The sequence below is a fragment of the Desulfovermiculus halophilus DSM 18834 genome (genome assembly GCF_000620765.1).
Taxonomy (GTDB): domain Bacteria; phylum Desulfobacterota; class Desulfovibrionia; order Desulfovibrionales; family Desulfothermaceae; genus Desulfovermiculus; species Desulfovermiculus halophilus.
In genome coordinates this window covers 26,363-52,484 of the sequence record NZ_JIAK01000007.1, presented here as the reverse complement: position 1 = coordinate 52,484, position 26,122 = coordinate 26,363, and the positions used below count along the sequence as shown (strand labels likewise).

Annotated in this window: 25 protein-coding genes; 19 read left to right on the top strand and 6 right to left on the bottom strand. The window is 59.6% G+C overall.

Annotation, left to right across the window (positions count from 1 at the left end; genetic code table 11):
* Positions 1–15: 15 nt before the first annotated feature.
* The 5 genes from N902_RS0103880 to N902_RS0103860 all read left to right on the top strand — a co-directional run bounded on the left by N902_RS0103880 (position 16) and on the right by N902_RS0103860 (position 5,662).
* Positions 16–1,842 carry a chloride channel protein gene (locus N902_RS0103880; RefSeq protein ID WP_051564247.1) on the top strand — a complete coding sequence of 609 codons (1,827 nt, stop codon included), beginning with the start codon at positions 16–18 and terminating at the stop codon, positions 1,840–1,842.
* Between the two features lie 74 nt (positions 1,843–1,916).
* Entirely contained in the window at positions 1,917–2,489 is a 573-nt protein-coding gene (locus tag N902_RS0103875; RefSeq protein ID WP_027369867.1) for an L-2-amino-thiazoline-4-carboxylic acid hydrolase, read from the top strand.
* A gap of 112 nt (positions 2,490–2,601) precedes the next feature.
* A complete protein-coding gene (locus N902_RS0103870; RefSeq protein WP_027369866.1) occupies positions 2,602–3,087 on the top strand; it encodes a TRAP transporter small permease subunit in 486 nt (161 codons plus the stop codon).
* Between the two features lie 12 nt (positions 3,088–3,099).
* Complete coding sequence (locus N902_RS0103865; RefSeq protein ID WP_027369865.1) at positions 3,100–4,413, top strand: TRAP transporter large permease; 1,314 nt, start codon at positions 3,100–3,102, stop codon at positions 4,411–4,413.
* A gap of 196 nt (positions 4,414–4,609) precedes the next feature.
* Positions 4,610–5,662 (top strand): TRAP transporter substrate-binding protein, encoded by a 1,053-nt coding sequence (locus N902_RS0103860; protein WP_027369864.1) that lies wholly within the window; start codon positions 4,610–4,612, stop codon positions 5,660–5,662.
* 94 nt (positions 5,663–5,756) lie between these two features.
* On the opposite strand, the gene N902_RS0103855 is transcribed toward N902_RS0103860, so the two are convergent.
* Both N902_RS0103855 and N902_RS0103850 read right to left on the bottom strand, forming a co-directional pair.
* The gene (locus tag N902_RS0103855) at positions 5,757–7,046 is read right to left on the bottom strand and encodes an NOL1/NOP2/SUN domain family protein (protein ID WP_084287784.1); all 1,290 of its coding nucleotides are present in this window, start codon (positions 7,044–7,046) and stop codon (positions 5,757–5,759) included.
* A gap of 483 nt (positions 7,047–7,529) precedes the next feature.
* Complete coding sequence (locus N902_RS0103850; protein ID WP_027369862.1) at positions 7,530–8,654, bottom strand: geranylgeranyl reductase family protein; 1,125 nt, start codon at positions 8,652–8,654, stop codon at positions 7,530–7,532.
* 118 nt (positions 8,655–8,772) lie between these two features.
* Between N902_RS0103850 and larE the strand changes: the two genes are divergently transcribed.
* From larE to N902_RS0103815, 6 genes are all read left to right on the top strand, one after another.
* Positions 8,773–9,582, top strand: a complete 810-nt coding sequence (gene larE, locus N902_RS16280; protein ID WP_051564243.1) for an ATP-dependent sacrificial sulfur transferase LarE — start codon at positions 8,773–8,775, stop codon at positions 9,580–9,582.
* A gap of 110 nt (positions 9,583–9,692) precedes the next feature.
* On the top strand, positions 9,693–10,799 hold the full coding sequence (locus N902_RS0103840; RefSeq protein WP_034621527.1) for a DUF362 domain-containing protein: 1,107 nt from the start codon (positions 9,693–9,695) through the stop codon (positions 10,797–10,799).
* Between the two features lie 316 nt (positions 10,800–11,115).
* Positions 11,116–11,445 carry an FmdB family zinc ribbon protein gene (locus tag N902_RS0103830; RefSeq protein ID WP_027369860.1) on the top strand — a complete coding sequence of 110 codons (330 nt, stop codon included), beginning with the start codon at positions 11,116–11,118 and terminating at the stop codon, positions 11,443–11,445.
* Positions 11,446–11,560: 115 nt separating this feature from the next.
* The gene (gene purB / locus N902_RS0103825; protein ID WP_027369859.1) at positions 11,561–12,868 is read left to right on the top strand and encodes an adenylosuccinate lyase; all 1,308 of its coding nucleotides are present in this window, start codon (positions 11,561–11,563) and stop codon (positions 12,866–12,868) included.
* Positions 12,861–13,433 (top strand): orotate phosphoribosyltransferase, encoded by a 573-nt coding sequence (gene pyrE / locus N902_RS0103820; RefSeq protein WP_027369858.1) that lies wholly within the window; start codon positions 12,861–12,863, stop codon positions 13,431–13,433. Before purB ends, pyrE begins: the two co-directional genes overlap by 8 nt.
* A 3-nt stretch (positions 13,434–13,436) precedes the next feature.
* Positions 13,437–14,264 carry a sugar phosphate isomerase/epimerase family protein gene (locus N902_RS0103815; RefSeq protein ID WP_027369857.1) on the top strand — a complete coding sequence of 276 codons (828 nt, stop codon included), beginning with the start codon at positions 13,437–13,439 and terminating at the stop codon, positions 14,262–14,264.
* A gap of 79 nt (positions 14,265–14,343) precedes the next feature.
* On the opposite strand, the gene N902_RS0103810 is transcribed toward N902_RS0103815, so the two are convergent.
* Entirely contained in the window at positions 14,344–15,246 is a 903-nt protein-coding gene (locus N902_RS0103810) for an RluA family pseudouridine synthase (RefSeq protein ID WP_027369856.1), read from the bottom strand.
* Positions 15,247–15,272: 26 nt separating this feature from the next.
* Here N902_RS0103810 and mutY point away from each other — a divergent pair, with 26 nt between their 5' ends.
* From mutY to N902_RS0103775, 7 genes are all read left to right on the top strand, one after another.
* Positions 15,273–16,409: an A/G-specific adenine glycosylase gene (gene mutY, locus N902_RS0103805; RefSeq protein WP_051564241.1), complete on the top strand. Its 1,137-nt coding sequence runs from the start codon at positions 15,273–15,275 to the stop codon at positions 16,407–16,409.
* Entirely contained in the window at positions 16,390–17,361 is a 972-nt protein-coding gene (locus tag N902_RS0103800; RefSeq protein WP_027369854.1) for an MDR/zinc-dependent alcohol dehydrogenase-like family protein, read from the top strand. Before mutY ends, N902_RS0103800 begins: the two co-directional genes overlap by 20 nt.
* A 132-nt stretch (positions 17,362–17,493) precedes the next feature.
* On the top strand, positions 17,494–18,828 hold the full coding sequence (locus N902_RS0103795; protein ID WP_027369853.1) for a hypothetical protein: 1,335 nt from the start codon (positions 17,494–17,496) through the stop codon (positions 18,826–18,828).
* 124 nt (positions 18,829–18,952) lie between these two features.
* Positions 18,953–19,672 carry an AzlC family ABC transporter permease gene (locus N902_RS0103790; protein WP_051564297.1) on the top strand — a complete coding sequence of 240 codons (720 nt, stop codon included), beginning with the start codon at positions 18,953–18,955 and terminating at the stop codon, positions 19,670–19,672.
* Positions 19,648–19,971 (top strand): AzlD domain-containing protein, encoded by a 324-nt coding sequence (locus tag N902_RS0103785; protein ID WP_027369851.1) that lies wholly within the window; start codon positions 19,648–19,650, stop codon positions 19,969–19,971. Before N902_RS0103790 ends, N902_RS0103785 begins: the two co-directional genes overlap by 25 nt.
* A 46-nt stretch (positions 19,972–20,017) precedes the next feature.
* The gene (locus tag N902_RS18570; protein WP_027369850.1) at positions 20,018–20,599 is read left to right on the top strand and encodes a diacylglycerol/polyprenol kinase family protein; all 582 of its coding nucleotides are present in this window, start codon (positions 20,018–20,020) and stop codon (positions 20,597–20,599) included.
* Positions 20,600–20,697: 98 nt separating this feature from the next.
* Positions 20,698–21,549 carry a DMT family transporter gene (locus tag N902_RS0103775; RefSeq protein WP_027369849.1) on the top strand — a complete coding sequence of 284 codons (852 nt, stop codon included), beginning with the start codon at positions 20,698–20,700 and terminating at the stop codon, positions 21,547–21,549.
* Positions 21,550–21,835: 286 nt separating this feature from the next.
* On the opposite strand, the gene N902_RS0103770 is transcribed toward N902_RS0103775, so the two are convergent.
* The 3 genes from N902_RS0103770 to N902_RS0103760 all read right to left on the bottom strand — a co-directional run bounded on the left by N902_RS0103770 (position 21,836) and on the right by N902_RS0103760 (position 25,580).
* Positions 21,836–24,058 (bottom strand): TonB-dependent receptor, encoded by a 2,223-nt coding sequence (locus N902_RS0103770; RefSeq protein WP_034621522.1) that lies wholly within the window; start codon positions 24,056–24,058, stop codon positions 21,836–21,838.
* A 391-nt stretch (positions 24,059–24,449) separates the two neighbouring features.
* On the bottom strand, positions 24,450–25,211 hold the full coding sequence (larB, locus tag N902_RS0103765) for a nickel pincer cofactor biosynthesis protein LarB (RefSeq protein WP_027369847.1): 762 nt from the start codon (positions 25,209–25,211) through the stop codon (positions 24,450–24,452).
* A 138-nt stretch (positions 25,212–25,349) separates the two neighbouring features.
* Positions 25,350–25,580, bottom strand: a complete 231-nt coding sequence (locus N902_RS0103760; RefSeq protein WP_027369846.1) for a FitA-like ribbon-helix-helix domain-containing protein — start codon at positions 25,578–25,580, stop codon at positions 25,350–25,352.
* A gap of 265 nt (positions 25,581–25,845) precedes the next feature.
* Here N902_RS0103760 and N902_RS0103755 point away from each other — a divergent pair, with 265 nt between their 5' ends.
* The gene (locus N902_RS0103755; protein WP_027369845.1) at positions 25,846–26,079 is read left to right on the top strand and encodes a hypothetical protein; all 234 of its coding nucleotides are present in this window, start codon (positions 25,846–25,848) and stop codon (positions 26,077–26,079) included.
* Positions 26,080–26,122 lie beyond the last annotated feature (43 nt).

Below are 26,122 nucleotides of genomic sequence, written 5' to 3'. Positions count from 1 at the left end.
ACACAGTTGGCTGCTATGAGCAACTCGCACATCTCGCCACAAAAGTCCTTTTTTGCCCGCTTCAGCGAAACGTTTCCCCTCAACCTCTCCGGCACCTGGTTGTCCTATTTCGTGCTCATCGGCATCATTGCCGGTCTGGGCTCCGTCCTGTTTCAGTTTCTCTGTAATGTGGGGACCCATTACCTCTTGGATTTCCTGGCCGGATACCGTCCCCCTGCCCCGGCGGGGGAGCCGGAGCTCTTCCACCCCACGGCAACCCCCTTCAACCGCTGGGTCCTCCTTTTTCTCCCCGCCCTGGGCGGACTGGTCAGCGGGTGGCTGGTCTATACCTTTGCCCCGGAAGCCGAAGGGCACGGCACTGATGCGGCCATCGACGCCTATCACAACAAAGGAGGGGCCATCCGGGGACGGGTCCCGATCATCAAAACCATTGCTTCGGCCATAACCCTGACCTCCGGCGGTTCAGGAGGGAGGGAAGGTCCCATTGCCCAGATCGGAGCCGGTTTCGGCTCGTTTCTGGCCTACAAGCTCAACCTCAGCGAACGGGAACGACGGATCATGCTCGCAGCCGGGGTCGGCGCCGGGGTGGGCAGTATATTCCGCGCCCCCCTGGCTGGAGCCCTTTTTGCCGCCGAGGTCCTGTACCGGGATCCCGAGTTCGAGGCCGACGTGCTCATTCCCACCGGCATAGCCTCGGTTGTCGCCTACTGCGTATTCTGCCTCATTTTCGGCTGGGGGGCCGTGTTCAGCTCTCCGGACTTTCAATTCCTTTCTCCCTGGGAGCTGGGGCCGTACACAGTCCTGGCCTTTGTCCTTATCGGGGGGGGCTTCTTGTATGTGAAGTCCTTCTACGGGGTGCACAATCTCTTTGAAAAAATACACATCCCCAAACACTTCAAGCCGGCAATCGGTGGGTTGATCACCGGAATCATCGGCTTTTTCCTCCCCGAGACCCTGTCCTTCGGCTACGGGGTCATCCAGCAGGGCCTGTTCAATGAATTGGGCATCATGCTCCTTCTGGGCGTGGCCTTCGGCAAGATCCTGACCACTTCCTTTACCATCAGCTCCGGGGGCAGCGGAGGTGTGTTCGGTCCTTCCGTCGTCATCGGCGGGGCCTTGGGCGGGGCAGTGGGCAAGATATTCGCCGTCCTGATTCCCGGCCTGGTCCCTCCCGGGGCCATGGTTGTGGTCGGCATGGCCGGGTTCTTCACCGCGGTGTCCAACACCCCAATTTCCACCATTATTTTCGTCAGTGAGATGACCAACTCATATCACCTCCTCCTGCCCAGCCTGCTGGTCTGCCTGTTGTGCTACCACTTCTCCCAGGGCTTCACCATCTACAAAGAGCAGGTCAAGAATCGGGCCGCTTCCCCGGCCCATGCAGGAGAGTTCTTTGTCAACATCCTGGAATCCTACCGGGTTCAGGACCTCAGCGATCAGATCCGGAAGGTGGAAACCGTCCCGGAAAGCATGAATTTCTGTGACTTCAAGCGCTTTTTCTGTGAAACCAACCAGCAGTATTTCCCGGTAGTGGACAAGAATGGGGCCCTGAGCGGAATCTTTTCCAACACCGATTTTCGAAGCGTCCTGTTCTCTCCGGAAATCGAGGACCTGGTCGTGGTCAAGGACATTGCCACCCGGGACATGATCAGCACCAATCTGGCCGAGGACCTGCATACGGTGATGAACAAGTTCACCCGCAAGAACCTGGACAGCCTGCCGGTCGTGGATGCCAAGGACCCGAAAATACTTTTGGGCATGCTCCGGCGCAGGGAAGTCATCACTTTCTACAACCAGAAGGTGGACGAACTGAACCTGAACAAGATCCAGAATGCGGCCTGATGCACGGCCCAAGCGATGACCATGGCTTGGCAGCTTCACCGCTGATCACACCATAGACACAAGGAAAGATGTGCATGCAGAACCAGAATACATCCTCGGTTGACCTGGACCAGGCCATCCGGGCCCTGGCCAGCGCTTCCCGCCGGATCGGCCTTTTGCATATGGCCTATGCCAGGGCGATTATCGATGCCCTGGGGGAAGAACAAGGGACCCGGATCATCTCCGAGGCCATCAAGGATTACGCGATCAAGATCGGGGAAAAGACCAAGGAGGAGGTAGAAGCCCAAGGCCTCCCGGCTACTCCGGAAAACTTTGAACACGGCCGCTCCTATGCCCTTCCTGACATCCCCGGCATGCATGCAAAATGGGAGAAGCACGAGGATTCGGAGGGAAACGAACGCATCTGCGCATACGGCTGCATCATGGGGCAGGTCTGGAAGGAGTACGGCGAGGAAAAGATCGGCCGTTTGTACTGCTATATGGATACAGCCAAGTATATGGGATACAATCCGGACTATAAGCTGATCCACCACAAGGCGCTTCCGGATGGAGACGACTGCTGCGAATTCGAAATTCGCCGGACCACGCCCCAAGAACAAAAAGACTTTGCCACTCCGGGAAAGGAGTGGTTCTCTATGGACCGTTGAGTGCGGACCGCTCCCCCCCGGGGCCATCCGCTGTACAGAATCGAAGCAATCACAGGGCCGCAGCCCGCACTGGACAGGCCGCCACTGGAAAGTGGCCAAGGAGAGATAGCGAATGAAGTCATTCGGCCGCTTGGTTTCCCTGCTCATTCTTCCCCTTATCGCTGGCATCGTCTACAGCTCCCTGAAGGCGTTTTTCTTCGGGAAAACACCTATTTGGACCTTTGAAATCTCCCTCTTCCTGTTCGGGTCCTTCTTCATGCTCGGAGCAGGAGCCACCCACTTGGAGAAACGGCATGTCGCCGTGGACGTGGTCAACCACTATCTCTCCCCCAAGTGGCAGCGTGTCCTGGGCATTTTTTCCGAGCTGGTCGTTCTCTTCGTCGCCCTGGTCCTCCTTTATGTCAGCGTTCCAGCCGCAATCCGCTCTTTTCAGATGATGGAACGATCCACCCATCAGACCCCCTTTAACCCCTATGTCTGGTGGTATCGATGGATCATCCCCATCTCTTGCGCCCTCATCTCCTGGCAGGCCTTCAAGGACATGCTGTCCTTGATCTTCTCCCGTCCGGAAAAATCTGCACCCGCAGAGAACGTATAGGATTACATTTGTATGGGCAGTGAATTCTACCCGCTATTGATGTTTGCCGTCCTGTTTCTGCTCCTGGCCGCAGGAGTCCCCATCGCCTTTTCCCTGGGCGCTGTGGCCATAGTCTTTTCCTACCTGCTCTGGGGGGCAGGGGCCCTGAACATCCTGGTCTCCGCGGCCTGGGGAGCGATGAACAACTTTGTGATCATTGCCGTTCCCCTGTTTATCTACATGTCCTATATTTTGCAGAAGACAAACGTGGTGGAAGACCTTTACGATGCCTTCTACAAATGGTCGGGAGGCCTGCGGGGCGGCCTGGTCATCGCAACCGTGATTGTGGGCGCATTTCTAGGGGCCATTTCCGGGGTGGTCGCCGCCGGAGTCATCGGCCTCGGGCTCATCGGTCTGCCGGAGATGCTCAAGCACGGCTACAACAAGAAGATGTCCCTGGGATCGGTCATGGCCTCTGGAACTCTGGGACAGCTGATCCCCCCCAGCACAAACATGGTCCTCTATGGCGCGGTAACCGGGGTTTCCATTGGGGGCCTCTTTGCCGGGGGGATCATGGCCGGCCTTCTGCTGGCAGTGATGTACATCGGCTATGTGCTCATCCGGGCGTTCATGAATCCCGATTTCTGTCCCGCCCTGCCTGCGGAAGACAGGGCCACAGCCTGGGAAAAGCTCCTGGCGGTGAAGAGCGTCTTCCTCCCGGCCGTTTTGATTATTCTCGTGCTGGGAACCATCCTTTTGGGCATCGCCTCCCCCACGGAGGCGGCGGCCTTCGGCGCGGCCGGCGCCCTGATCATCGGAGCAGTCAAAAGACGCTTGACCTGGAAGATCGTGTACACCTCCTGTTACGACACCCTGCTTATCACCTCCATGGTCGGGCTGGTCATGATCTGCGCCACTGCATTTGGATCCGTGTTCTCCGGAGTGGGGGGCAGCCGGCTGGTGGAGCAGATCGCCATGAATCTGCCCGGCGGATCTACGGTGGTCCTGCTTGTATCTGCTCTCTTTTTCTTCATCTTGGGCATGTTTTTGGAGCCGGGAGCAATCATCTTCTTCGCCGTGCCCATAGTGGCCCCAATCCTGGCCAAAATGGGCTATGACCCATTGTGGATCGGCATTGCCTTCAACGTCATTTTGCAGTGCGGATATATCTCGCCTCCCTTCGGCTTCAGCCTGTTCTATCTCAAGGGAGTCACCCCGGGGGATATCAGAATCACTGATCTCTACAGCGCAAGCATTCCCTTTCTTTTGCTCCAGTTTTTGGGTATACTGTTGATATTCTTTTTCCCGTCCATCGTGCTCTGGCTTCCGCAGTTGCTTCTCGGATGACCCGGCACGCCGGAGACCTTGCTGACTCAACCCGCAAAGCCCCCGGCACGAAGAAGGGCTTTCGGCCAAGAAGTGGATCGCCTTGGGCCTGGCCCAACAGAACGTGCCGAGGACATGACACCGGCTTAGGGGGAAACCAATACATCTCTCCAGGTGTATTGGACAAGGAGTACAACGCGTAACGCAGGAGAATCACATGAAGAAGAAGCTTTTGGCACTCATGCTGGCCTGTGGACTGGTCCTGGCCTCTGTGGGCACAACCTGGGCCGCAAAAGTGAACTGGAGGCTGGTTACCCACGCCATGCCCGGAACCGAGCAGCAGAAGATCGCGGAGGTCTTTTGCGAGACCGTAGAGACCCTGTCCAACGGGGAGTTCGTGATCCAACCCTTTCCGGCCGGCACCCTGTTCCCGGTCTTTGAGACCTTCGACAACCTGGCTATGAATGTTGTCCAGGCCTCCATGGTCTACGGCGCCTACTGGCCGGGAAAAGACCCCCTCTTCACCCTCCAGACCCGTCCCGGCTGCCCTCTGGGAACATACGCCGAAGGCGCCTATGTCAATGAGCAGCTCTTTGAGTGGTGGGAACGCCTCTACGCCAAGCACAATATCAAGTACCTGGGCCACGCCATGGTCAGCCCGATCTACGAGCAGCTGATGTCCACCAAGCCTGTCCGTTCCATTGAGGACCTCAAGGGGCTGCGGATCAGGACCTCCGGATTCGGTGCCCGGTTCTACAATGCCCTGGGTGCGACCACGGTGTCCCTGTCCGCCCCGGAGATCTACACCGCCCTGCAAACCCAGAACATCGACGCCGCGGAATGGACCTTTTGGGATGAAAACATGCGCATGGGCTTCCACGAAGTGGTCAATTACGTCGTGGACCCCGCTTTCCAGAACGGGGTTTGCGAATACTTCCCCCTGACGGTCAATCCCGACGCCTGGAACGCCCTTTCCCAGGAGCACAAGGACATCGTCTACGCAGCCAGAGACCGGGCCCGGTATATGGCGGCCATGGTCCTGGTCGACGAGCTCAAGGCCAAGCAGAAGTGGAAGCAGATGGAAGACATCGAGATCATCACCTGGAGCGAGGAAGACCAGGAAAAGGCCCGGGAAGTGGGCCAGAAGCTCCTTTTGGAAGAATGCCAGAAGACTCCTGAAGGCAAGGAATATCTCAAGATCTACCGCAAAGCCCTCTGGGACCTGGGGTACAGAGAGGAAGCCGAAAACCTGGGGTACGAACCCAAATAACCGACACTGACATCGCCTGCCCAGGGGGACGTCGTCCCCCTGGGCAGATCCTTCCCATCAGGCATCCTGCCTCGGTCTCCTGCACAGTTGTATTCTACCGTCCCGTCCACATGCAGCGCCTTCCCTTGACCGTGACCCAGCCCAGGGGAAGATCCATCCAGTACAAGCCGGCCATGGGCCCTGGACCTGGGGCGGGCAGACTTTGTCCCTGCAGAAGCCGGTGCAGCTCGTCGACCCGGTCCAGAACAAGGGAGGGCCCGGCTCCGATCTCAGGCACCAGCCGTCTGGCCCTGGAAGAAAGGCGCAGCCCGGTTCGTCCCTGACCTAGCACCGTACCCTGCCAGCTCAGGCCATCTAACGTGTCCAGCCCGGAATCGGGCCGGAAGACGAGCCTCTCCCCTTCCATCTCTGCCCGGCCCGGGGGCAAGCCCTGCCAGTTTACTTCCACCTTGAGCCTGGAAAGGACGTCCGGAGCTACCCGGACATGCTTTGACCCGGAAACGCTTGCCTCAGGGGGCGGACAGGACTCACCCCCTTGACCCAGCTCAGCCACAAAAAAGGACTGTCCCCCGGAAGCCGGGCCGTTGACCCGCAAAGCGCCCTTGGCCTTCTGGTTTTCCACAGGATCGAAGACAAAGCCCGGAGCAGCCGGCAAAGAGCGGACATGAAGGCCGAACTTTGCGGCCGCCCACCCGACCTGGTCCTCGTTTTCCTGGACATTGGTGGTGCAGGTGGAGTAGATCAGGCGCCCGCCCGGAGCCAACAGGGCGGCCGCCCTGGTCAGGAGTCTGCGCTGCAGGGACAGCAAAGGCTTGATGGTCTGCTCTGTCCACAGCGACATGACCTTGGGATTCTTATCCGCCGTCCCCCATCCGCTGCAGGGGACATCGAGCAAGATCCTGGTCCATCGCCCCGGTCCGGGATAGTCCTCGGCCGGATATCCGGTGGTCGCAGCCTGCACCAGATTGAGCTGCTGCAGGTTCTGACGCAGGGTCTGGTAGCGCTTCCTTTTTGGTTCGTTGGCCGCCACCAAGCCATTGTCGCCGACCATCTCGGCCAGCACCCCGGTCTTGCTGCCCGGGCTTGCACAGAGATCAAGGGCCGCTTCCCCCGGCCGGGCCCCCAGACACACTGGGGGGAGCATGGAAGACTTGTCCAGGATGTAGACAAGACCAAATGCCGCGGCGGCAGAAGCCCCCAGGGGTTTGGGTTCTGTCCTCAGGCAGCGGGCGGAGGCCAGGTATGGTTCGGCCTCAAAGGCATACCCCTCGGCCGCCAAAAGGGCTTCCACCGCCGGACGTTCATGGGGCAGGCAGGTCAGACGGAATCTGCGCCTCCGAGCAGTGCAGGCTGAGTCCTGCTGCGCATGTCCGGCTGCTGTCATGACCACAGGGCTTCTCCTTGGGTTTTATGGCTCCTTGACCCGGGAAGGGAAAAAGGCTCTTCGACACAGAAAGTGGAATTGCATACATACAAACCTACATGCCTGCCAAAGCGCAGGCACAACGAAGCATGAAAAACTGTTATTAGTTAATAGTTGGGATAATCCAAATCGCTATCGGGATCGCTATCGAAATCGAAAGAATATGTCATTCTGTGCAGCAGGAACCCTCAGTTTATGGATATCGATCCCGATCCCGATAGCGATTACGAAACCGAAGAAAGAAAAGGTTCTTCGACACAGAAAGCAGTCACCTGCACGTGAGTAGCCGGGAGGGGGCAGGGATCCCCCTTTGGCGGGGCTTAGAAAATACCGGGCCGAAAGTGGGCTCACAGAAGAGATGGCAAACTCCAAAAATCCACAGGCTACGTCGAAGAACCGGGAAATTTCATTCAGAAACGTTTGCCCTGTTTGCCAGGGCGGTCCTCATCTCTCCAGCTTGGCCCGTTCAAAGGCCAGCAGGGCGTACAGGGGCACACGGCTGAAGGCCTGTTTATAGGACAGCCGGCTGTTGGCGATCCGGATCATATCCCGGAAGACATGCCTGTGCCGCACCAGCCAATGAAAACAGGGGCCGGGCCAGGTGTACAGAACCCAGGCCAATCTTGCGGCCCAGCCCATATCCCGGCCGATGTTGCATTGAATGCGCCGCGTATAGTCCTCGATGCTGTTGTGCCGGATGGCTTCAGCCGCCATCCGGCCGCTTTCAATGGCATGCCGGATACCTTCTCCGGTCAATGGATCGATCAGCCCGGCAGCGTCCCCGGTCAGCAGGACCCGGCCTTTGTGCACAGGTTCCGGTTTGAGGTATATTGGAAGGGGATGCCCCTTCAGCTTGGCCGAGCGCAGATCAATCCCCATTTTGTCCATGCTGGATATGAAATGCCGGGGCAGGGAATGGGCCCCCTTGGTCATAGACCCGATGCCCACCGAGAGATGGGTGGCCTTGGGAAATATCCAGACATACCCGAAGTCCACCTTGCCCAGCTCCACAACAACCCGGCCCTGGAAGCTCTGAATAACGGCCGGATCAGGATCGACCTCTGCCTCCATGGCCGCGCCCATTCTGCGGGACCTGCGCAACCCAATGCTCCGGGCCACCCTGGAGTTGGGGCCATCGGCCCCAATGGCGTACAAGGCCCGTATGGGACTGGACCGTCCCGCTACACGCACCCTTACTCCATCCAGGTCCTGGGTCAGCTCCAGGACCTGAGAACTGTCCACAATCTCTGCCCGGCTCTGTTCCAGGAGATACTGATCGAACCGATCCCGCATAACCATGGCCAGGGAGTCCTCGGGCAGCCGGTGGGTGGTCTGGGCCCTGCCGTGTATGAAGGTCATCCGTTGCACCCATTGCTCCACCACCGGGTCGAAGGAGAACGGGAACTCTTTCAGCGCAGATCCGGGGACGCCTCCGGCACAGACCTTATACCTGGGCAGCCGCTCCTTCTCCAGCACCAGGACACGATACCCGGCCTGCCCCAGAAAATAGGCGGCGCTGCCACCGGCCGGTCCGCCGCCGACCACCAGCACATCTGCATCAACCCGCATCTGCGACTCTCCTTGCCTTGCTGATCCCCTTTCTGCCCTCCAAACAGGGCTGTTGTGAATCAAAACCAGAGAAAGATCAATTATTGTTCAGGCCCTTATTCTCTGGTAGATGAGTCCTATGCTGACCATGGACGCAAAGCTGCAGACCCTGCGCGATACTTTGATCAAGCTTCAGCCTGGAATCATCGGGGCATCCGGCGGGGTGGACAGCTCCTTTTTGGCCTGGTTTGCCGGATACTGGGGACTGGATTATCTCGCCGTGTTCCTGGAAGGTCCACATCTTTCTCCGGACGAAGCCCGGGCCGCTCGGAACCTGCTGCCCGGCCTGCCCCTGTCCTCGGCTGTCGCCTCCTTTTCCCCCCTGGACGTCTTAGAGGTCCGGGAAAACCCCAGAGACCGCTGCTACCATTGCAAGACCGCCCTGCTCGCACGCCTGCGAACCCTGGGCAGGACAGGCCGGGAGACGGTTGTGGACGGCTCCCATCTCTCGGACCGGACAGAATATCGGCCCGGCCGTCGGGCCCTGCGGGAGCAGGGGGCGGTCAGCCCTCTGGCCGAGGCGGGCATCCTCAAGGAGGAGATCCGGGCCTATGCCCGGGACATGGGCCTTGAACAAGCAGAGCAGCCTTCCAGGCCGTGTCTGATGACCAGGTTTGCCTACGGACAAATGGTTACCAACCGCATGCTGGCCCAGGTGGGCCGGGCTGAAGACGCTCTCCGGGCCATGGGTCTGTCCCATTTCCGGATTCGGATTGTGGACCAGGGCCGCTGCCTGCTGCATATCCACAGCAGTCAGCGGGACGCAGCCTTTTTTCAGCCGGAGTCCATCCACACCATCATGGAACAAGCCGGTTTCTCCAGCTTTGGCCTTGAATGTGTGGACACCTTGAGCGGTTACTTTGATCGAACCTCACCGGGCGTCATATGAACCGGGCTCGAACCGCTGCTGTCCCCTGTCAACCATACACCCCAGGACCAAAAGATTGCCCTGGCGGTCAGGGATGTCCTGAACTCTGACCGCACACCCCGGAGGAGATTGTGCGCCACAAACAGCCATCCAAAGTATTTTTCTGGCCCCTGGACGCCTCGGGCAGGGCCTCGTACAGCCGACGCATGCGCCGCCTGTTCAAGGCCACCGGGTTCGGGGCCCAGATACATGCCGGCGACCTAGTCGCCGTCAAGACCCACTTCGGGGAGCAGGGGGGCACAGCCTTTGTCCAGCCCCACTGGCTCATCCCCCTGGTGGACATCCTGCGCAAGGCGGGGGCCCATCCCTTTCTCACCGATACCAACACCTTGTACTCGGGCCAAAGACAGGACGCAGCGTCCCATTCCATGCTGGCCGCCATGCACGGCTTCGACCCTCTGCGCATCGGGGCCCCGGTGTTCATTGCCGACGGGCTGAAAAGCCACAACCAGATCTCAGTACCCGGGATCGGGCCCCATTTCGAACACTGTTATCTGGCCGGGGACCTCCTGGATGCCGATGCAATGCTGACCATCACTCATTTTACCGGTCATGAACTCACCGGCTTTGGGGGAACAATCAAGAACCTGGCCATGGGCTGCGCCTCCAGGCAGGGGAAGATGCACCAGCACTGCGGCCTGGGCCCCAAGGTTCATGCTTCGAAATGCGTGGGCTGCGGGCGATGCGTCGAGGTCTGCGCCCCTGGCGCCCTGGCCTTGGACGAAAGCGGGACCATCACCCTGGACCAGGCCGCCTGCACCGGGTGCGCCAACTGCATTACGGCCTGCAATTACGAGTGTCTGCACCTGAACTGGGACATGGATCTGCACACCTTCCAGGAGAAAATGGCTGAGTATGCCGGCGCATTCCTTACTGCCTTCACCTGGCCCCTGCTCCACTTCAGCTTCCTGCTCCAGGTCACCCCAAAATGCGACTGCAAGCATTACAGCGAGGCCCCGATCTGCGCCGATATCGGCATTCTGGCCTCCTACGATCCTGTCGCCCTGGACCAGGCCGCCCTGGACCTTGTGCAGGCCGCAGCTTCCAGAAACGCCGACCGGGAACCGGCCCGGCATGTCTTGGATACCCTGCATCCCGGGACCAAGGGCAGGGCCCTCCTGGACCTGGGCCAAAGGCTGGGACTGGGCACCAGGGAATATGATCTGGAAAAGATCTGATGCCCCAGCCCCGGAGCTTGTCCTGGACAATCCGGAAAATCCTTGGTAAATATTTGGGTTCATACATTCTTGAAACGGAGGTCTTATGGGCGGTCACAAAAAGATCGAACGATACAAAGAGCTCGACCGGCGCCGCAAGCGTCGCGAAAAGCGGATCAAGCAACGGATCAAGGAAGCCAAGGCAGAAGCCAAAAAATCCTAGACTCAGTCAAGGACTTGACGAACGAAATACAGGATTTATTCATATCTTCGACCTTGGATGTGTGCAGTTCACCTCTAACAATGTGCCTAGGAGTTTGGTTTTGAGGAGGGCGCCATGCCTATCTACGAGTACTCATGTGAAGACTGCCGACATCTGTTCGAAGAGTGGCAGAAAGACTTCACGGAAAAGGAAATGACCTGCCCGGTCTGCGGTGGACGGGCAAAACGAATGATCTCCAATACCGCATTCATTCTGAAGGGATCCGGGTGGTATGCCACCGACTATGCCCGGGGAAGCGAATCCGCATCCGGGAACGGAGGCAACGGAAACGGCGGGAAGACAACCGACACAGAGTCCACCGCCGCGAGCAGCACCGCTGAAAGTTCCACCGGCACGACAAGCTCGGCTGAAGGAAGCAAGACGGCCAGCACCCAGGACTCGTAACCCACAGGATGCCTATTGCCTTATCTGATGACGGAAAGGCCCGCGATTGTCACACCGGACCTTTCCAGCCATCTCCTCAAATCCGCCCCAACCATTTTGCAATCCTACGCTTACCATGATTGAACGCTATACCCGCCCGGAGATGGGCTCTATCTGGAGCCTGGAAAACAAGTTCCAGGCCTGGCTCAAGGTGGAGATTGCGGTCTGTGAGGCCTGGCACGAGCTGGGTCGGATACCCACCCAGGATATGGAGGAGATCCGGACCCGGGCCGGGTTCGATCTGGACCGGATCCTGAGCCTGGAGGAACAGACCAAGCATGATGTCATCGCCTTTCTCTCCGCTGTGGAAGAAAAGGTCGGTCCGGCCTCCAGATTCATCCATATGGGCTGTACCTCCTCGGACATCGTGGATACGGCCAACGCCCTGCTCCTGGTCCAGGCCGGAGAGCTGATAGCCGCCGATCTGGACCGGTTGCTGCATACCCTGCAGCACATGGCCCAGACCCACAAGGGCCGCCTGGCCATGGGGCGAACCCATGGGGTTCACGCCGAGCCCTTGAGCTACGGACTGAAGCTTGCCAACTTCTACGCCGAGTTCTCCCGGCACAAAGAACGCTGGGCCCGGGCCGTGGATCAGATCCGGATTGGCAAGATATCCGGTGCGGTTGGCACCTATGCCCACCTGCTGCCCGAACTGGAGGCCAAGGCCTGCGGCTTCCTCGGCCTGCGGCCGGACCCGATATCCACCCAAATCATTCAGCGGGACCGGCACGCGGAATACTTTACCTCCCTGGCTCTTATCGCAGGAGGCATAGAACGGCTATCCCTGGAGCTGCGTCACCTGCAGCGGACCGAGGTCCGGGAACTGGAGGAAGGCTTCAGCAAAGGGCAAAAGGGCTCCTCGGCCATGCCGCACAAAAAGAACCCCATTTCAGCCGAAAATCTGTGTGGACTGGCCCGCCTGGTGCGGTCCAACGCCCTGGCCGGCATGGAGAATATGGCCCTGTGGCACGAAAGGGACATCAGCCATTCTTCGGTAGAGCGGGTGATCATGCCCGACTCCACCATCCTCGTCGACTACATGCTCAGACGGCTGGACTCCGTCCTCCAGAATCTGCACGTCATTCCGGAAAACATCGACCGCAACCTGCAGGGCTCCTTCGGCCTGTACTTTTCCCAACGGATCCTCCTGGCCCTGGTGGACAAGGGGCTGACCAGACAGAAGGCCTACGAGATGGTCCAGGCTGTGGCCATGCAGGCCTGGGAGAACAAGACCTCTTTTCCGGATCTGGTTCGGGCCGATCCCGCGCTGGGCACCTACCTGACATCCGAAGAGCTGGACCAGCTCTTCGATCCCGGGTACTATCTGCGCTGCGAAGATTACATCTTTAACCGCGTGTTCCAGGAAGCAGAGCATGACTGATCCTCTTGCCAGGTTGGCCAGGCTGTTATTGGAAAAATCCTACATTCCGGGTCAGGTGACCTTGACCTCAGGGCGGGTAAGCGACTACTACTTTGACTGCAAACAGACCGCACTGCATCCGGAGGGCGCCTACCTCCTGGGGCTGACCCTTTTCCGCAGCCTGTCCGATTCGGTGCATGCCGTCGGGGGGATGACCCTGGGGGCCGATCCCCTGGTCAGCGCGGTCAGTGTGCTCTCCCACATTCACAATCGCCCGCTGCCTGGCTTTATTGTTCGCAAGAACCCCAAAGGACACGGGACCAACCAGTACCTGGAAGGCTTGGCCAACATACCCAAGCGGGCCAAAGTGACCGTTCTGGAGGATGTGGTCACCAGCGGAGGAAGCGTGCTCGCGGCTTGTCAGCGCACGCAGCAGGCCGGCTTGCAGGTAGCCCAGGTCCTTACTGTCCTCGACCGCCAGGAAGGGGGCGCTGAGGCTCTGGCTGAACAGGGCTTCAGTCTGGAATCGCTCTTCACTAAGCAAAGCCTTTTTGCCGCGGCTGAGGAGGAAGGCTCAAAGGGGTGACCCATGGGGTGCTTTTATGTCAATCTGCCTATCCGCTACCTCTCAGAAAACACGTACTACCTCGATTTTTTTCTTCGCCACAATATAAGCCCGGAGCTGGGCCTGGATGCCATTGCCCTGGACGAGCAGGACACAGCATGGCACGAAGAACTGGCCCAAAGGCTGGAGCAGTCCAATCAAGCCTGTGCCATTCATCTTCCCTTTCACGACCTGCAGCCCGGGAGCATGGACACCCTGATCCTCCAGGCCACCCGGGAACGTCTGCAGCGGGCCATGCACATCGCCAAGCTGTACAAGCCGCGCTATCTAGTCGGCCACGCCTACTTCATTCCCCTGTATACTGACATGTTCTCCAAATGGCTGAACCGGGCAATCACCACCTGGGAGTCGGCTTTGGAGATCTGGCCGGATCACCCGCCCCTGTATCTGGAAAACGTCCGGGAAATCGACCCTCGACCTCTGGCCGATCTCATGGGTGAGCTCAACTCCCAAAAGATCAGATTCTGTTTTGATATCGGGCATTGGGCCAGCTATGGCAACGGGGGACAGTATCAGAACCTGGCCCAATGGATCCAGACCCTCGGCCCCTTTCTCAGGCATCTCCACCTGCACGACAACGACGGGATCGCTGATCTGCATCTCGGCCTGGGACAGGGTTGCATTCCCTGGTCCGATCTCTTCGGCGGCCTTGAATTTCTCGAGCTCAGCCCCACGTTCACTCTGGAGCCCCACTGCCAGGAGGACCTGGAGTACAGCCTTTCCTACATGAAAAAGCACATGCACTGGTTCTCCCGGCTCGGAGTCCGGCGCAGGGACCTCCCGGACATATAGGGCCTGCCGCGGCTCAGGCAGCGGTGCATGCCCTGCTTTGGCTTTGCCCGGCCCCCTGGCCCCGCAGGAAACGGAATGATCAGTAGTGCTTTGGCTCCAGACAGAATTCATCCATATCCTCCTGGGAAACGCCATACGGAGCCTCCCAGGGCGGAGCAAGGTGATACCGCCTGTCTTCCCAGCCCAGGACCGCTGCATGCAGGAGCAGACCCTGCCCCCCGCTCTTGCCCGGGCCGTATTTGCGGTCGCCGACAACCGGAAAGCCCCGCCTGGACATCTGGATCCGGATTTGATGCTTGCGCCCGGTGATCAGCCGCACGGCGACCAGTGAGGCCTGTTCGCCCCGGCGCAGGGTGCGCCCCCAGGCCAAAGCCCGGACCGTCTGCTCCCGACCGTCCCTGACCTTGACCAGGTCATCGGCCAGGTATTCCCACTCCGGCCAGTCCGGATGCCCCCAGACCCAGGCCAGGTAAATCTTGGTCACTGCCCCGCTGCGCCACAGGCCCTGCATGTGCTGCAGAGCGGCATAGGTCTTGGCCACCAGGAGCAGGCCGGAAGTGGGCATGTCCAGACGATGGACCAGGGCCGGGATCCAGTCGGTGTGGGCGTACTCGACCTCCAGACGGCTGCTCACGCTGTCTGTGACCTTGGTCCCCGGCTGGGCGGCCAGTCCCGGTGGCTTGGCCAGGACCAGGACCTCGTCGTCCTCATCCACTTTTTGCAGGGCGAATGGATTTGCAGACTGTCCGCTCAGTCCGGTTGTCTCCTCACTGCTGACGTAAGGAGGCAGGCGGACCGTTTGTCCCTGCTTGATTCGCCCAAAGGGCTTGCACCGTCCTCCGTCCACCCGAACCTGGCCGGTCCGGATCCAGCGCATGACCGCCGACCGGGGAACCTGCCCCTGCAGTTGGCGCGCCAGGAACTGGAGGAGCTTTTGCCCTGATTCGGCTCGGCTGACTTCGATATGCGAGACTTTCGGCATGACGTCTTTGTGGAGTTTTTGCGTATATGATTGATCAATCACCCAGCACCGGGCATCTCTTTCCCCCGGCCGCCGCGGACCTCAGCTCCAGGCTACTGGACTGGTACGCCCGCAACCAGCGGGACCTGCCCTGGAGGCGGGAGCCGACCCCGTACCGGGTCTGGATTTCGGAGATCATGCTCCAGCAGACCCAGGCCTCGCGGGTGGTGCCCTATTTTGACCACTGGATGCGTGTCTTTCCCCATGTCCGGGCAGTGGCCGATGCGGATCAAAGCGGCCTGCTCAAAGTCTGGGAAGGGCTTGGCTATTACACCCGGGCCAAGAATATCCAGGCCGCGGCCCGGATCATCTGCGCAAAGCACAATGAACAGCTGCCCTCCAGCCTGTCTGCCCTGCTGTCCTTGCCCGGCATCGGGCCATACACTGCATCGGCCATAGCCAGCTTCGCCTTTCACCGGAATGTGCCTGTGGTGGATGCCAATGTCCAACGGGTCATGGCCAGGATCCTGAATATCAGCCAGCCCATCAAGTTCTCCCCGGCCCAGAAAGCGGTCCACAGCGCAATGAAGGACCTTATCCCCCAAGGACAGTCCCCCAGCTTGAACCAGGCGGTTATGGAGCTCGGAGCCTTGGTCTGTCTGCCGCGGAGCCCGGCCTGCTCCTCATGCCCGATCACCGGATTCTGCCGCAGCCTGGCCGCGGACAAGGTCCACGCCCGTCCAGTTCTGCCCTCTAAAAGAAAAAGCACGGCCATTGAGGTCGCTGCCGGCGTGCTGGTGGATCAGGAGCGCATCCTGATTCAGAAACGGCCGCCGCAGGGTCTTATGGCCAATCTGTGGGAGTTTCCCGGAGGCAAGCTGCAGCCGGGGGAGAGTCCAGAGCAGGCCCTTATCCGGGAGTTCAGGGAAGAGCTGGAGCTGGATATCCGGGTTGAGGACAAGATCACCCTCATCAAGCACAGCTATACACGATTCCGGGTCACCCTGCACGTCTTTTGGTGCACCCTGGCCCGACCCGGACAGGAGCCAGTCCTGCATGCCGCCACTGAGGCCCGGTGGACATCTGCAAGCTCTCTGTCCAGCTATCCATTTCCATCCGCAGACCGCAGGCTGATTCAGATGCTCCAAAACGAGGGAGGACCATATGCTGGCCGCAGCAATTGATCAAGGCAGCCTGATCCTTAAGGAAAAAGACAAGCCCGAGCCCGAGCCGGACCAGGCCCTGCTCCGGGTCCATCTGGCCGGAATATGCGGCACCGACCTGGAGATCCTGGCCGGGTATGCGGAGTTCTCCGGGACTCCCGGCCACGAGTTCGTGGGCCGGGTGGTCCAATCCCCAGAAAGGCCGGAGCTTGTCGGCAGCCGGGCAGTGGCCGACATCAACCTCGGCTGCGGACATTGCCCGTGGTGCCTGCGCGGTGATCAGCGCCACTGCGTTCAGCGCCGGGTCCTGGGCATCAGGGAGCACAGCGGCGCCTTTGCCCACTATGTGCTGGTCCCTGCCGCCAACCTCTACCCCCTTCCGGACAATCTGGCCGATGAAGAAGCCGTGTTCGCCGAACCCCTGGCTGCGGCCCTGGAAGTCACCCAGCAGGTGCACGTCACGGCCCAAACCAGGGCTGCGGTGGTCGGGGACGGAAAGCTGGGCCTGCTCTGCGCCCTGGCCCTTGACCACTATACCCCCGGCCTGACCCTCTTCGGCCGCCATCCCGGAAAGCTGCACATCGCCGCCCGGCAGGGCATCTCCACTGTCCTGCTTCCTCCGCAGACCCACCCCTCCGGTCTCGATCCAAGATTCGACCTGGTGGTGGAGTGCACCGGCCGAACCGAGGGGATACACACCGCCATGGATCTGGTCCGTCCGGAAGGCACAGTGGTGGTCAAGACCACCTCCCATCAAGACTCCACCTTGGATATGTCCCGGGTAGTGGTCAATGAGATCTCCATTCTCGGTTCCAGATGCGGGGACATAGGCCTCGCCGTTCATTTTCTGGCCCGCAAGTGGATCGACGTCCGCCCCTTGATTGAGGCCGTCTTCCCCCTGACCGATATCGCTGCGGCCGTGCACCGGGCCGGACAAAAAGGTGCCCTCAAGGTCCTGGTGAACTGCCTGTGAACCGCAGCATCCCGGGATGCTCCCCCCCAGCCTGCACAATGGATAGTCTTGACAGCCCGGGTGGGCTCCTCTAGATTCTCGTCCTTATCCCCGCGATCCATGCCCGCAACTCGAGATCCAGCACAGACATATATGCACACACAGCCGCACCGGCTCACCCTGGGCCGAATCTTCGTCTTTTGGCTTCCCTTGGCGGCCACCTGGCTGATGATGGCTGCGGAAGGTCCATTTCTCAGCGCAATCATAGCCCGGCTGGTGGACCCGACCCTGAACCTGGCCTCCTACGGTGTGGCCTTTTCTGTGGCTTTGATGGTCGAAGCCCCGATCATCATGGTCATGTCCGCAACAACCGCCCTGGTGCGGGATCGGGCCTCCATGGCCGCGATGAAGCGCTTCGTCTACGTCCTGAGCGCGGCCATCACCCTGGCCATGTGCATTCTGACCCTCCCCCCGGTCTTTACCGTTTTGGCTGAAAAGATCATTCACCTCCCGCCCGATGTGGCCCGCCTGTCTCATCTGGCCTGCATCGCCCTCATCCCCTGGCCAGGAGCCATTGGATACCGCAGGTTCTATCAGGGGCTCCTGATCAGGAACAACAAGACCAGGTTCGTTGCCCTGGGCACTGTGGTCCGCCTCGCAGGCATGGGGGGCACGGCTTTGCTCCTCGCGCTGTGGTCCGATCTTCCCGGGGCCCTGGTCGGCGGTTGCTCCCTGGCCGCCGGAGTCCTGGCCGAGGCCGCGGCGACCCGCAGGATGGCCTCCGGCGTGGTCAGCACGCTCAAAGGGCAGGAGAACATCCGGCGCGTCCCCCTGACCTGGGCCAAAATAAGCAAGTTCTACTATCCCCTGGCCTTGACCACCATCCTGGCCCTCGGGGTCCGCCCGGTGGTCACCTTCTTTCTGGGCCAGAGCAAAATGGCCATTGAATCCCTGGCCGTTTTCCCGGTGGTCCATTCCCTGGTCTTTGTCTTCATCAGCCTGAGCATTTCCTACCAGGAAGTCATTATCGCCCTTATCGGCGACGAGCAGGAAAACTATACTCCCCTGCGCAATTTCGCTTCTCTTCTGGCCCTGGCGGCCGGCGGCGGACTGGGCTTGATCGCCTTCACCCCGTTGAGTACCATCTGGTTTCACCAGATATCCGGGTTGTCTGTCCAGCTTGCCGATTTTGCTGCACCTCCGGTTCAGATCATGACCTTGATCCCCCTTCTCTGGGTCATGGTCAGTCTGCAGAGGGGAGTTCTGGTCAGTGCTGAGATCTCCGCCCCGATCACCAAGGCCACCGTGGCCCAGGTAAGCACCGTGATCCTGGTCCTGATCGTCACCATTCACTTTTTGGACCTGGTAGGAATCATCGGCGCCGCTCTGGCCCTGGTCCTGGGCGGCATAGTTGGGTGTGCGTATCTGATTCCCTGGTTTCTGGCCCTGCGGCGGGAAGCCGCGTCCCCGGCTCAAGGCGCAGCGTAGGCACCCCCTGTGCCGGGATCAGGAAAATAGCGGGCCGAAAGCGGGGCCAGTACAGTCTGGGCCAGCAGGTTGGTGCAAACAATTCATTTTTAGGGTCCAAGAGCCACAACCACGGATGCAGACCATGCGGATTCACAACACCTCTCCCACCGCCGGGCCCGGCTGGCTGTTTCGGGCCATGCAGCAGACCCTTCCGGTCGTTCTTGGCTATCTGCCGGTTGGCTTCGCTTACGGAGTCCTGGCTCAGAAAAGCGGGCTGTCTCCAGCCAACACCCTGCTCATGTCTCTGCTGGTCTTCGCCGGCTCGGCCCAGCTGGTTGCCGTGGGCCTCTTGGCCGCAGGGACCGGCCCGGCCTCGGTCATTTTGACCACCTTTGTGGTCAACCTCCGTCACCTGCTCATGTCCGCCGCCCTGGCCCCATACCTGCGCTCCTGGACCAGGTGGCAGCAGGCCATGTTCGCTTTTCAGCTCACTGACGAGACCTTTGCCCTGCACTCCAGCAGATTTCCAAAAGGAGAAACGGACAAGACAGAAACCCTGGCCATCAACATGACCGCCCAGGCCGCCTGGCTGGCCGGTTCATTTCTTGGATTGTTCGCCGGCTCCTTGATCACTGACGTCAAACCCATCGGCCTGGACTATGCGTTGCCGGCCATGTTCATGGTCCTGCTGTCCTGGCAGTTGACCACCCCAGGCAGATGGATAACCGCGGTCCTGGCGGGTCTGCTATCAGCGGGCCTGGCCTTGGCCGGGCTGTCCCAAGCAAATGTCATTCTGGCCACTGTGGTGGCCGCCAGCCTGGGACTGGGAGCAGAAACATGGATCAATTCACGATCTTCCTGATCATTGTCGGCATGATGGCGGTCACCTACGGGCCGAGGCTGCTGCCGATCACCGCCTTGTCCACCAAAACCCTCTCCCCCTGGCTGGTCAAATGGCTCCAGCTCGTACCAGCCGCAGTCTTGGCCGCCATGCTTGTGCCCTCCCTGGTTTTGACCGACAAAAGGCTCAACCTGGAGGCGGACAACGTCTATCTCTGGGCCGCTCTGCCCACCTTTGCCGTGGCCAAATGGACCGACAGCTTTGTCGGGGCCATTGTGGCCGGAATGGGGGTGGTCGCCCTGTTCCGCTGCATGGCGTGAGTTCGGACGGCCATCCCGTTCTTCCCGCCAATGCGATGAGGGATCAATGGACCCGGAAATCAAGAGAAAAGCCCTGCATCTGGTCGCAGCGGCCGTTCCGGTCCTGCTCATGTATCTTCCGGCTCATACCGCAGCCCCGGCTCTGACCGGCTTCGCGCTCTGCAACCTGCTCCTGGACCTGTGCAGACCGAGATATCCCCTCCTGGGCAGGGTGTACGGATTCTTCTTTGCCGATATCCTGCGGGAACATGAGCACAAAGGCCTGACCGGAGCCACCTACTACTTCCTCTCTCTGACCCTGTCCTACCTCGTCTTTGGTCTTGCCCTCTCCCTGCCTGTCCAGTATATCGTGCTGGCCTATACCGGGTTCATGGCCGGGGATGCCGCCGCAGCCCTGATCGGCGCCAAGCTGGGCCGGATCAGAATCCGGGGCGGCAAGTCCCTGGAGGGCAGCCTTGCCTTTCTGGCAGCCTGCCTGCTGTCTACCGCCTGGATCATGCCCGACAGATGGATCCTCCTGATCCTCTCCGCAGCAGGCCTGACCCTGGCCGAACTCTTCCTGACCCGGGTGGACGACAACTTTTGTGCCCCCCTGCTTCTCACTCTGGCCTTTGCCCTGCTTCTGTGATTGAGAAAAAGCATATCATCCTGTAGTGGTTGTGCCCTGCGCAGGGCACAGCTGGCCCGGATGTCTAACCCCAACCGGATTTGGTTTTGGTCATGTCTATGCACCTCAAAGGTTATCTTTTGATCGCCCTGGCCGCGGTCCTCTGGGGCCTGCTCGGACCGATTTCCAGGCTGGCCCTGGCAGAAGGGATCGCCCCCCTGGAAATTGCCTTCTGGCGGGGCGTATTGGCCTGGGCCCTGTTCGGGGGGCAGGCGATCTGGGCCCAAGAGACATCGGTGCAGAAAAAAGACATCCCCCTTCTCCTCCTCTTCGCACTGACCGGAGTGACCATGTTCTACGGATCATTCCAGCTTTCGGTGCAGAGCGGAGGGGCGGCCCTGGCCGCGGTCCTGCTGTACACCGCTCCGGCCTGGGTGGCGGTGATGGCCAGGATCTTTTTCATGGAGCCCCTGACCTATGTAAAGCTTTCCGCTGTGGCTCTGACCATTGCCGGGGTGGCCTTCATCTCCCTGGGCAATAAAGGTATTCACGGCAGTGTGAGCATACCGGCCGTGCTCTTTGGCTTAACCGCAGGATTCTGCTACTCCATGTATTATGTCCTGGGCAAACCGTTCTCCAAAGGCTACACCGCCCCAAACCTGTTTCTCTATCTACTGCCCATTGGTTCCCTGTTCCTGGCCCCATTTGTGTCCTTTGCCCATAAAACCCCCACAGCCTGGGCCGCCCTGGGAGCCATCGCCTTTGTCTGCACCTACCTGGCCTACCATGCCTATTACGCCGGCTTGAAGCTGCTACAGGCCTCCCGGGCCTCCATCGTGGCCACCCTGGAACCGGTGGCCGCGGCAGTGGTGGCCTATTTCTGGTGGGGGGAAACCTTCTCCCTCCTGGGCTGGCTCGGAGCCGGAGCAATACTTGCCGGAGTTTTGCTCACCGTGGGGGACAGGGGATGACAATTTTAGGCTCTTGGACACAGGAAGTGGCATTGCATAAATAAGAGTTTGCCGTCTCTTCTGTGTGCCGTGAGCGACAGACCCGCACATTTTCTTGGTCCCGCCACCCGGCACTCACGTGCATGATATGCTTTCGTCACACAGAAAGCAGTGACCTGCACGTGAGTAGCCGGGAGGGGGCAGGGATCCCCCTTTGGCGGGAGTTAGAAAATACCGGGCCGAAAGTGGGCACACAGAAGAGACGGCAAACTCCAAAAACCGACAGGCTAGGTCGAGGAAACCAAATTTAGAAGTCCACAGAGGCCGAGACTACGGCGGAAAACGGGGCCCCCACGTAATAGCTGGCCTCGCCGCCCTGATTGTAGTCCATGGCTGTAATGCTGGAGATGTACTCCTCGTCCAGGATATTATTCAGCTCCAGAGACAGCTTGAGGTCCCTGTCCCGGACAGCTTTCTCCAGGGTATAGGTGGCCTGAACATCCACTGTGGTGTAGGAGTCGATCCGCTCATTGTGGGCCACATCTCCGTAGCGCCGGCCTGTGTACCGGACCGAGGGGATGAGTTCCAGATCCTTCCAGTTAAATATCAGGCCGCCGCGGACCATGAGCTCCGGAGTGTCGATGACCTGGTTCCCCTCGGTATCCAGGGTCTCTCCCTGAAAAGTGATGTCATCCTCGTACTCCATGACCGTATAGGTGGGATTGATGAACAGGGTCAGGTTGTCATGGAGGAAAAAGCTGGTCTCCAGATCCAGTCCGTAGCTGGTGGCCTCCCCCACGTTCTGGTAGTAGGTCTGGTTCACCCTGGGATCAAAGACCGGGGTCAGCAGATTGGAGTGCTCGGCATAGAACAGGGTGGGCGCGATCTCGCACCAGGGAGTTGAGTAGCGGACCCCGAGGTCAAAGTTGTCCGACTCTTCCATGTCGTAGCCGTCGAACAGGTCGTTCAGGGTTACGCCCTGGTCCTGGAAGTCCTTCCGGTTATTGTTGTAGGTGGCCACAATAGGCATGTAGGCGTAGGGGCGGACGAAGTTCTTGCCGTAGCTGGCATGGAGATAGATGCTGTCCGAGGCCCAGTAGCCCAATCCGGCCGTGGGCAGAAACATATCGTAGGTTCTGGCTTCCCGGTCCAGGTCCGCCGCTCTTTGCAGAGAGCCGTCAGCATCAATATATCCCTGGCTGGATGCTTCGTCGTAATAGAAGTACTTCAGCCCCGCCTGCCAGTCCAGGCTCCCCAGGCTGCCGGAGAGCTTGACATACGGGCTGTGCACGTAGTTGTCCCCGCTGGGGCTGGCCACAATCCCTGCTCCCCTGTAGGCCAGGCCGTCAGAGACAGGAAGGTAGTCCCGGGATGAGATATCCATGTCCGATCGTTCAAACAGGTAACCCACAACCGACTGAACGCCCCCCTTGTCCCAGGACAATTCAGAGATCGCACCTTCCCGGTCGATCTCCCGTTCCCGCTTCTGGACCACGCCTCCCCTGGCCTGGGTCCCCTCGTAAATCTCGGAATCTTCCCTGGAAAGATAGGGCTTGAGGGTCAGGCGCAGGCTGTCGGAAGGGGTGATATTCACCACGCCCAGGACATCCGTGTTTTCGTAGCTTCCCCGGTTGTATTTGTAATACGAGATATCCTGCGCCGGATCTCCGCTCAGCCGGGAGTTGAAGTCAAAATCCTGAAAGTCGGACAGCTTGTCCGCCTGTTCGAACCTCAAGGCCCGGTACAGGTCCTGGTCCAGCTGGTTGTGGTTCACCCACAGCTTGGCCTCCACCAGGTCCCCAAAATCCTGGGTCAAGGCGATGTTCAGGTTGTCTCTGGGTCCGGTCTCTCCCGGCCCTTTCCACTTTTCCGCCTCAGAATAGGAATAGGAAGCGGACAATCTGGTTCCGGTCCGGGGCAGAGTGCCGGAATCCATGCGCACAAAGCTCCGCTGATACGAATCCGAGCCCAGGTTCTGGGACAGCTTGAGCCCAAAGTCTTCCGTGGGCCACAGGGGCTTGAGGACTACGGCCCCTCCCCTGGATCCCACGCCGGTTCCGATATTGGCCGGCACGGCCCCCTTGTACACGGAAACGGACTGAAAGTTCTCCATATCGTAGAGGTAGTCCCGGGGGCCGATGGGATTGCCCCCGTAGTTGGGTACTCCAAGCACAGTCAATGCCCCGAAGTAGCCCTTTACCCCCCGGACCCGGACATTTCTCTGCTCCGCACCCAAGCCGAACTGATCCGCGCTCTCCACATTCACCCCGGGCAGGACATCCATGCTCTCGTAGACACTGGTCCGGGCCTTGGCCCCCTGGCTCTCGATACCCTTGGTGGTGATCTCGGTCCCGGTATACACGGTCTCGTCCGCCTGCCTGGTGGGCTGAATGATCGGATCCGAGGTCACAGTCAGCTCCTCCATGGTCATCACGTCCTTGTGCCCACCGTTCTCCTCAGCCCCGGCCTGGACGGCGGTGAGCAGCAATGCGGCACCAATGAACCGGATCAGCCATGTGGTGGCGGCCATTCTCGCGTGCACTGCATAATGCCCCTTTCGCACCCGTAACGTCTGCCCTCTCCTGTACTCATCCATGCCTTCCTCCATTCACCGCTTGCAGCAGCAAGGCCACAAACTGCACACGAATTTCAAAAAAATAGCACCAAATAACAGAGGCCTGCCCCGGCCCTCGAAGGAGCCCGGCTCAGGGGCTCAACATCTCTATCGGGCACAAGCTGAGAACAGCTGGTAACACGTTTTTTTTTATTGTGCAACCAGGTGAGGGATGCTGCTTTCTGTTCCGGATCCGGGGCGAATGAGTCCCGCAAGATAGCAGATCAGGTCCTTATTCCTCATCGTTGACCTGAACCAGATGGAATGCGACATGCTTCAGGTCTTCTTCAAACTCTTCTCCGCACTCTCACCCCCATGCCTGCATCAGGTTGATTATCTTCCAGGCCGCACAGGCGGCGCCGAAGCCGTTGTCGATATTCACCACACTCACCCCGCTGGCGCAGGAGGTGAGCATGCCCATCAAGGCGGTGAATCCGGACAGGGAGGCGCCGTATCCCACAGAAGTGGGCACGGCAATGATGGGCTGAGATACCAAACCGCCGATGACGCTGGCCAGGGCGCCTTCCATGCCCGCGACCACGATGATGACCCGGGCCTTGCGCAGGTCCGCGAGCCGGTCCAGAAGACGGTGAATGCCGGCCACCCCAACGTCGGACACAATGGTTGCCCGGGTGCCGAGCATCCCGCAGGTCACCCGCGCTTCCTCGGCCACGGGCAGATCGGATGTGCCAGCAGTGACAATGGCCACCTCGCCCTCCAGGGGCCTGATTTCATCCCGGACCCGGATCAAGGTTCGGCCCAGGGCATTGTACTCGGCTTCCGGGCAGATGGTCTGCACATACTCGGCCATCTCGGACGAAACCCGGGTGGCTAAGACGCTGGCCTGATCCTCCATCCGTTGAAATATCTCCCCCACCTGCTGCGGGGTCTTGCCCTCGCCGTAGACCACCTCCGGAAAGCCGTTCCGCAGTGATCGGTGCATATCGATCCGGGTGTGCCCGATATCCATGACCGGGAAGTCGCGCAGTTTTTCCAGCCCCTGTTCCACATCCAGGCTGCCGTTTTGGATCTGGGTCAACAGCTGTTTGAGTATGGTGTATGTGTCCATGGTCGTCAGCTTGTCTTTTTCTTGTTACGCATGGCTATCAAATACTGAGATGTAAAATCTTGGCTGCTTCCAGCATGTTTTTGTCAGCTGTAAACACTCTTCCCCACCTATTCAAGGCCTAGGGCAAGATAATGCCGATCATCGATTCCTGTCCTCACGGATGAGCTCTGGGATATCAAGACAGTTGCGGGAATCAAGCTTCTTTCGCCAAGCACTGGCTCTGGAGGTCGGGCTTTGACGAACAAGGTTCACTTCCTGTTCCAGAAGATACTTCACCTGCTCTTGCAGACTGCGCCGATTTTCCCGGGCCATCTCCTGCAAAGCGGCATACATATCGTCTGGAACATTTCGCAGGCTGATTGATTTCATAATGCGACCCTATAAAAGCATAACTTTAACGCTATTTTCTCATTGCAAAATGCCTCAGGCACTCGCTTCTGTCAAACTCTAGCGGGTCGGGCCAGAAGAGGGAAGACATCTTTTTATGGCCAGCCCTGATATTGCATGAAACTGAATCAGCTGCTACGCCGCATGGATCAAATGCCACTCGCGGAGTTAGCGTACAAGGAAAGCCGGATTTATCTTTACCTGCGCCTCACTAACGCCTGCACACGACAGAATATTTCGTCATTCCATGCTGACCATCAAATGCTCGGGCTGCAAACAGAAGCTATTCAAATACCACAAGATCGGACCGGGCCAGGTCCTGCGCTGCCACAAGGACCGGATCGGCAGGCGATATGAAGTCCAGGTTCGGGAGGACAAGCTGATGTGTTCCTGTGGCCGGGTCATCGGCCGGGACAAAGGCCGCTACTTCAGCAAGGACAAAAACGCCCTTACCTATTCCGGGACCAAGACCAGCAAGTGATCACAGCCACGGGGAACGGCGCTGATTTGCCTGCTCAAAGGAC

What these genes read in the sequence shown, in the direction of transcription:
- larB (WP_027369847.1), bottom strand. Translation starts at nt 25,211, where the DNA reads ATGGACACATACACCATACTCAAACAGCTGTTGACCCAGATCCAAAAC.
- N902_RS0103795 (WP_027369853.1), top strand. Translation starts at nt 17,494, where the DNA reads ATGCACACACAGCCGCACCGGCTCACCCTGGGCCGAATCTTCGTCTTT.
- N902_RS0103880 (WP_051564247.1), top strand. Translation starts at nt 16, where the DNA reads ATGAGCAACTCGCACATCTCGCCACAAAAGTCCTTTTTTGCCCGCTTC.
- N902_RS0103850 (WP_027369862.1), bottom strand. Translation starts at nt 8,654, where the DNA reads ATGCGGGTTGATGCAGATGTGCTGGTGGTCGGCGGCGGACCGGCCGGT.
- N902_RS0103770 (WP_034621522.1), bottom strand. Translation starts at nt 24,058, where the DNA reads ATGGCCGCCACCACATGGCTGATCCGGTTCATTGGTGCCGCATTGCTG.
- N902_RS0103870 (WP_027369866.1), top strand. Translation starts at nt 2,602, where the DNA reads ATGAAGTCATTCGGCCGCTTGGTTTCCCTGCTCATTCTTCCCCTTATC.
- N902_RS0103790 (WP_051564297.1), top strand. Translation starts at nt 18,953, where the DNA reads ATGCGGATTCACAACACCTCTCCCACCGCCGGGCCCGGCTGGCTGTTT.
- N902_RS0103815 (WP_027369857.1), top strand. Translation starts at nt 13,437, where the DNA reads ATGGGGTGCTTTTATGTCAATCTGCCTATCCGCTACCTCTCAGAAAAC.
- N902_RS0103855 (WP_084287784.1), bottom strand. Translation starts at nt 7,046, where the DNA reads ATGACAGCAGCCGGACATGCGCAGCAGGACTCAGCCTGCACTGCTCGG.
- N902_RS18570 (WP_027369850.1), top strand. Translation starts at nt 20,018, where the DNA reads ATGGACCCGGAAATCAAGAGAAAAGCCCTGCATCTGGTCGCAGCGGCC.
- N902_RS0103860 (WP_027369864.1), top strand. Translation starts at nt 4,610, where the DNA reads ATGAAGAAGAAGCTTTTGGCACTCATGCTGGCCTGTGGACTGGTCCTG.
- purB (WP_027369859.1), top strand. Translation starts at nt 11,561, where the DNA reads ATGATTGAACGCTATACCCGCCCGGAGATGGGCTCTATCTGGAGCCTG.
- N902_RS0103810 (WP_027369856.1), bottom strand. Translation starts at nt 15,246, where the DNA reads ATGCCGAAAGTCTCGCATATCGAAGTCAGCCGAGCCGAATCAGGGCAA.
- mutY (WP_051564241.1), top strand. Translation starts at nt 15,273, where the DNA reads ATGATTGATCAATCACCCAGCACCGGGCATCTCTTTCCCCCGGCCGCC.
- N902_RS0103785 (WP_027369851.1), top strand. Translation starts at nt 19,648, where the DNA reads ATGGATCAATTCACGATCTTCCTGATCATTGTCGGCATGATGGCGGTC.
- N902_RS0103775 (WP_027369849.1), top strand. Translation starts at nt 20,698, where the DNA reads ATGCACCTCAAAGGTTATCTTTTGATCGCCCTGGCCGCGGTCCTCTGG.
- N902_RS0103760 (WP_027369846.1), bottom strand. Translation starts at nt 25,580, where the DNA reads ATGAAATCAATCAGCCTGCGAAATGTTCCAGACGATATGTATGCCGCT.
- N902_RS0103800 (WP_027369854.1), top strand. Translation starts at nt 16,390, where the DNA reads ATGCTGGCCGCAGCAATTGATCAAGGCAGCCTGATCCTTAAGGAAAAA.
- larE (WP_051564243.1), top strand. Translation starts at nt 8,773, where the DNA reads ATGCTGACCATGGACGCAAAGCTGCAGACCCTGCGCGATACTTTGATC.
- N902_RS0103755 (WP_027369845.1), top strand. Translation starts at nt 25,846, where the DNA reads ATGCTGACCATCAAATGCTCGGGCTGCAAACAGAAGCTATTCAAATAC.
- pyrE (WP_027369858.1), top strand. Translation starts at nt 12,861, where the DNA reads ATGACTGATCCTCTTGCCAGGTTGGCCAGGCTGTTATTGGAAAAATCC.
- N902_RS0103875 (WP_027369867.1), top strand. Translation starts at nt 1,917, where the DNA reads ATGCAGAACCAGAATACATCCTCGGTTGACCTGGACCAGGCCATCCGG.
- N902_RS0103830 (WP_027369860.1), top strand. Translation starts at nt 11,116, where the DNA reads ATGCCTATCTACGAGTACTCATGTGAAGACTGCCGACATCTGTTCGAA.
- N902_RS0103865 (WP_027369865.1), top strand. Translation starts at nt 3,100, where the DNA reads ATGGGCAGTGAATTCTACCCGCTATTGATGTTTGCCGTCCTGTTTCTG.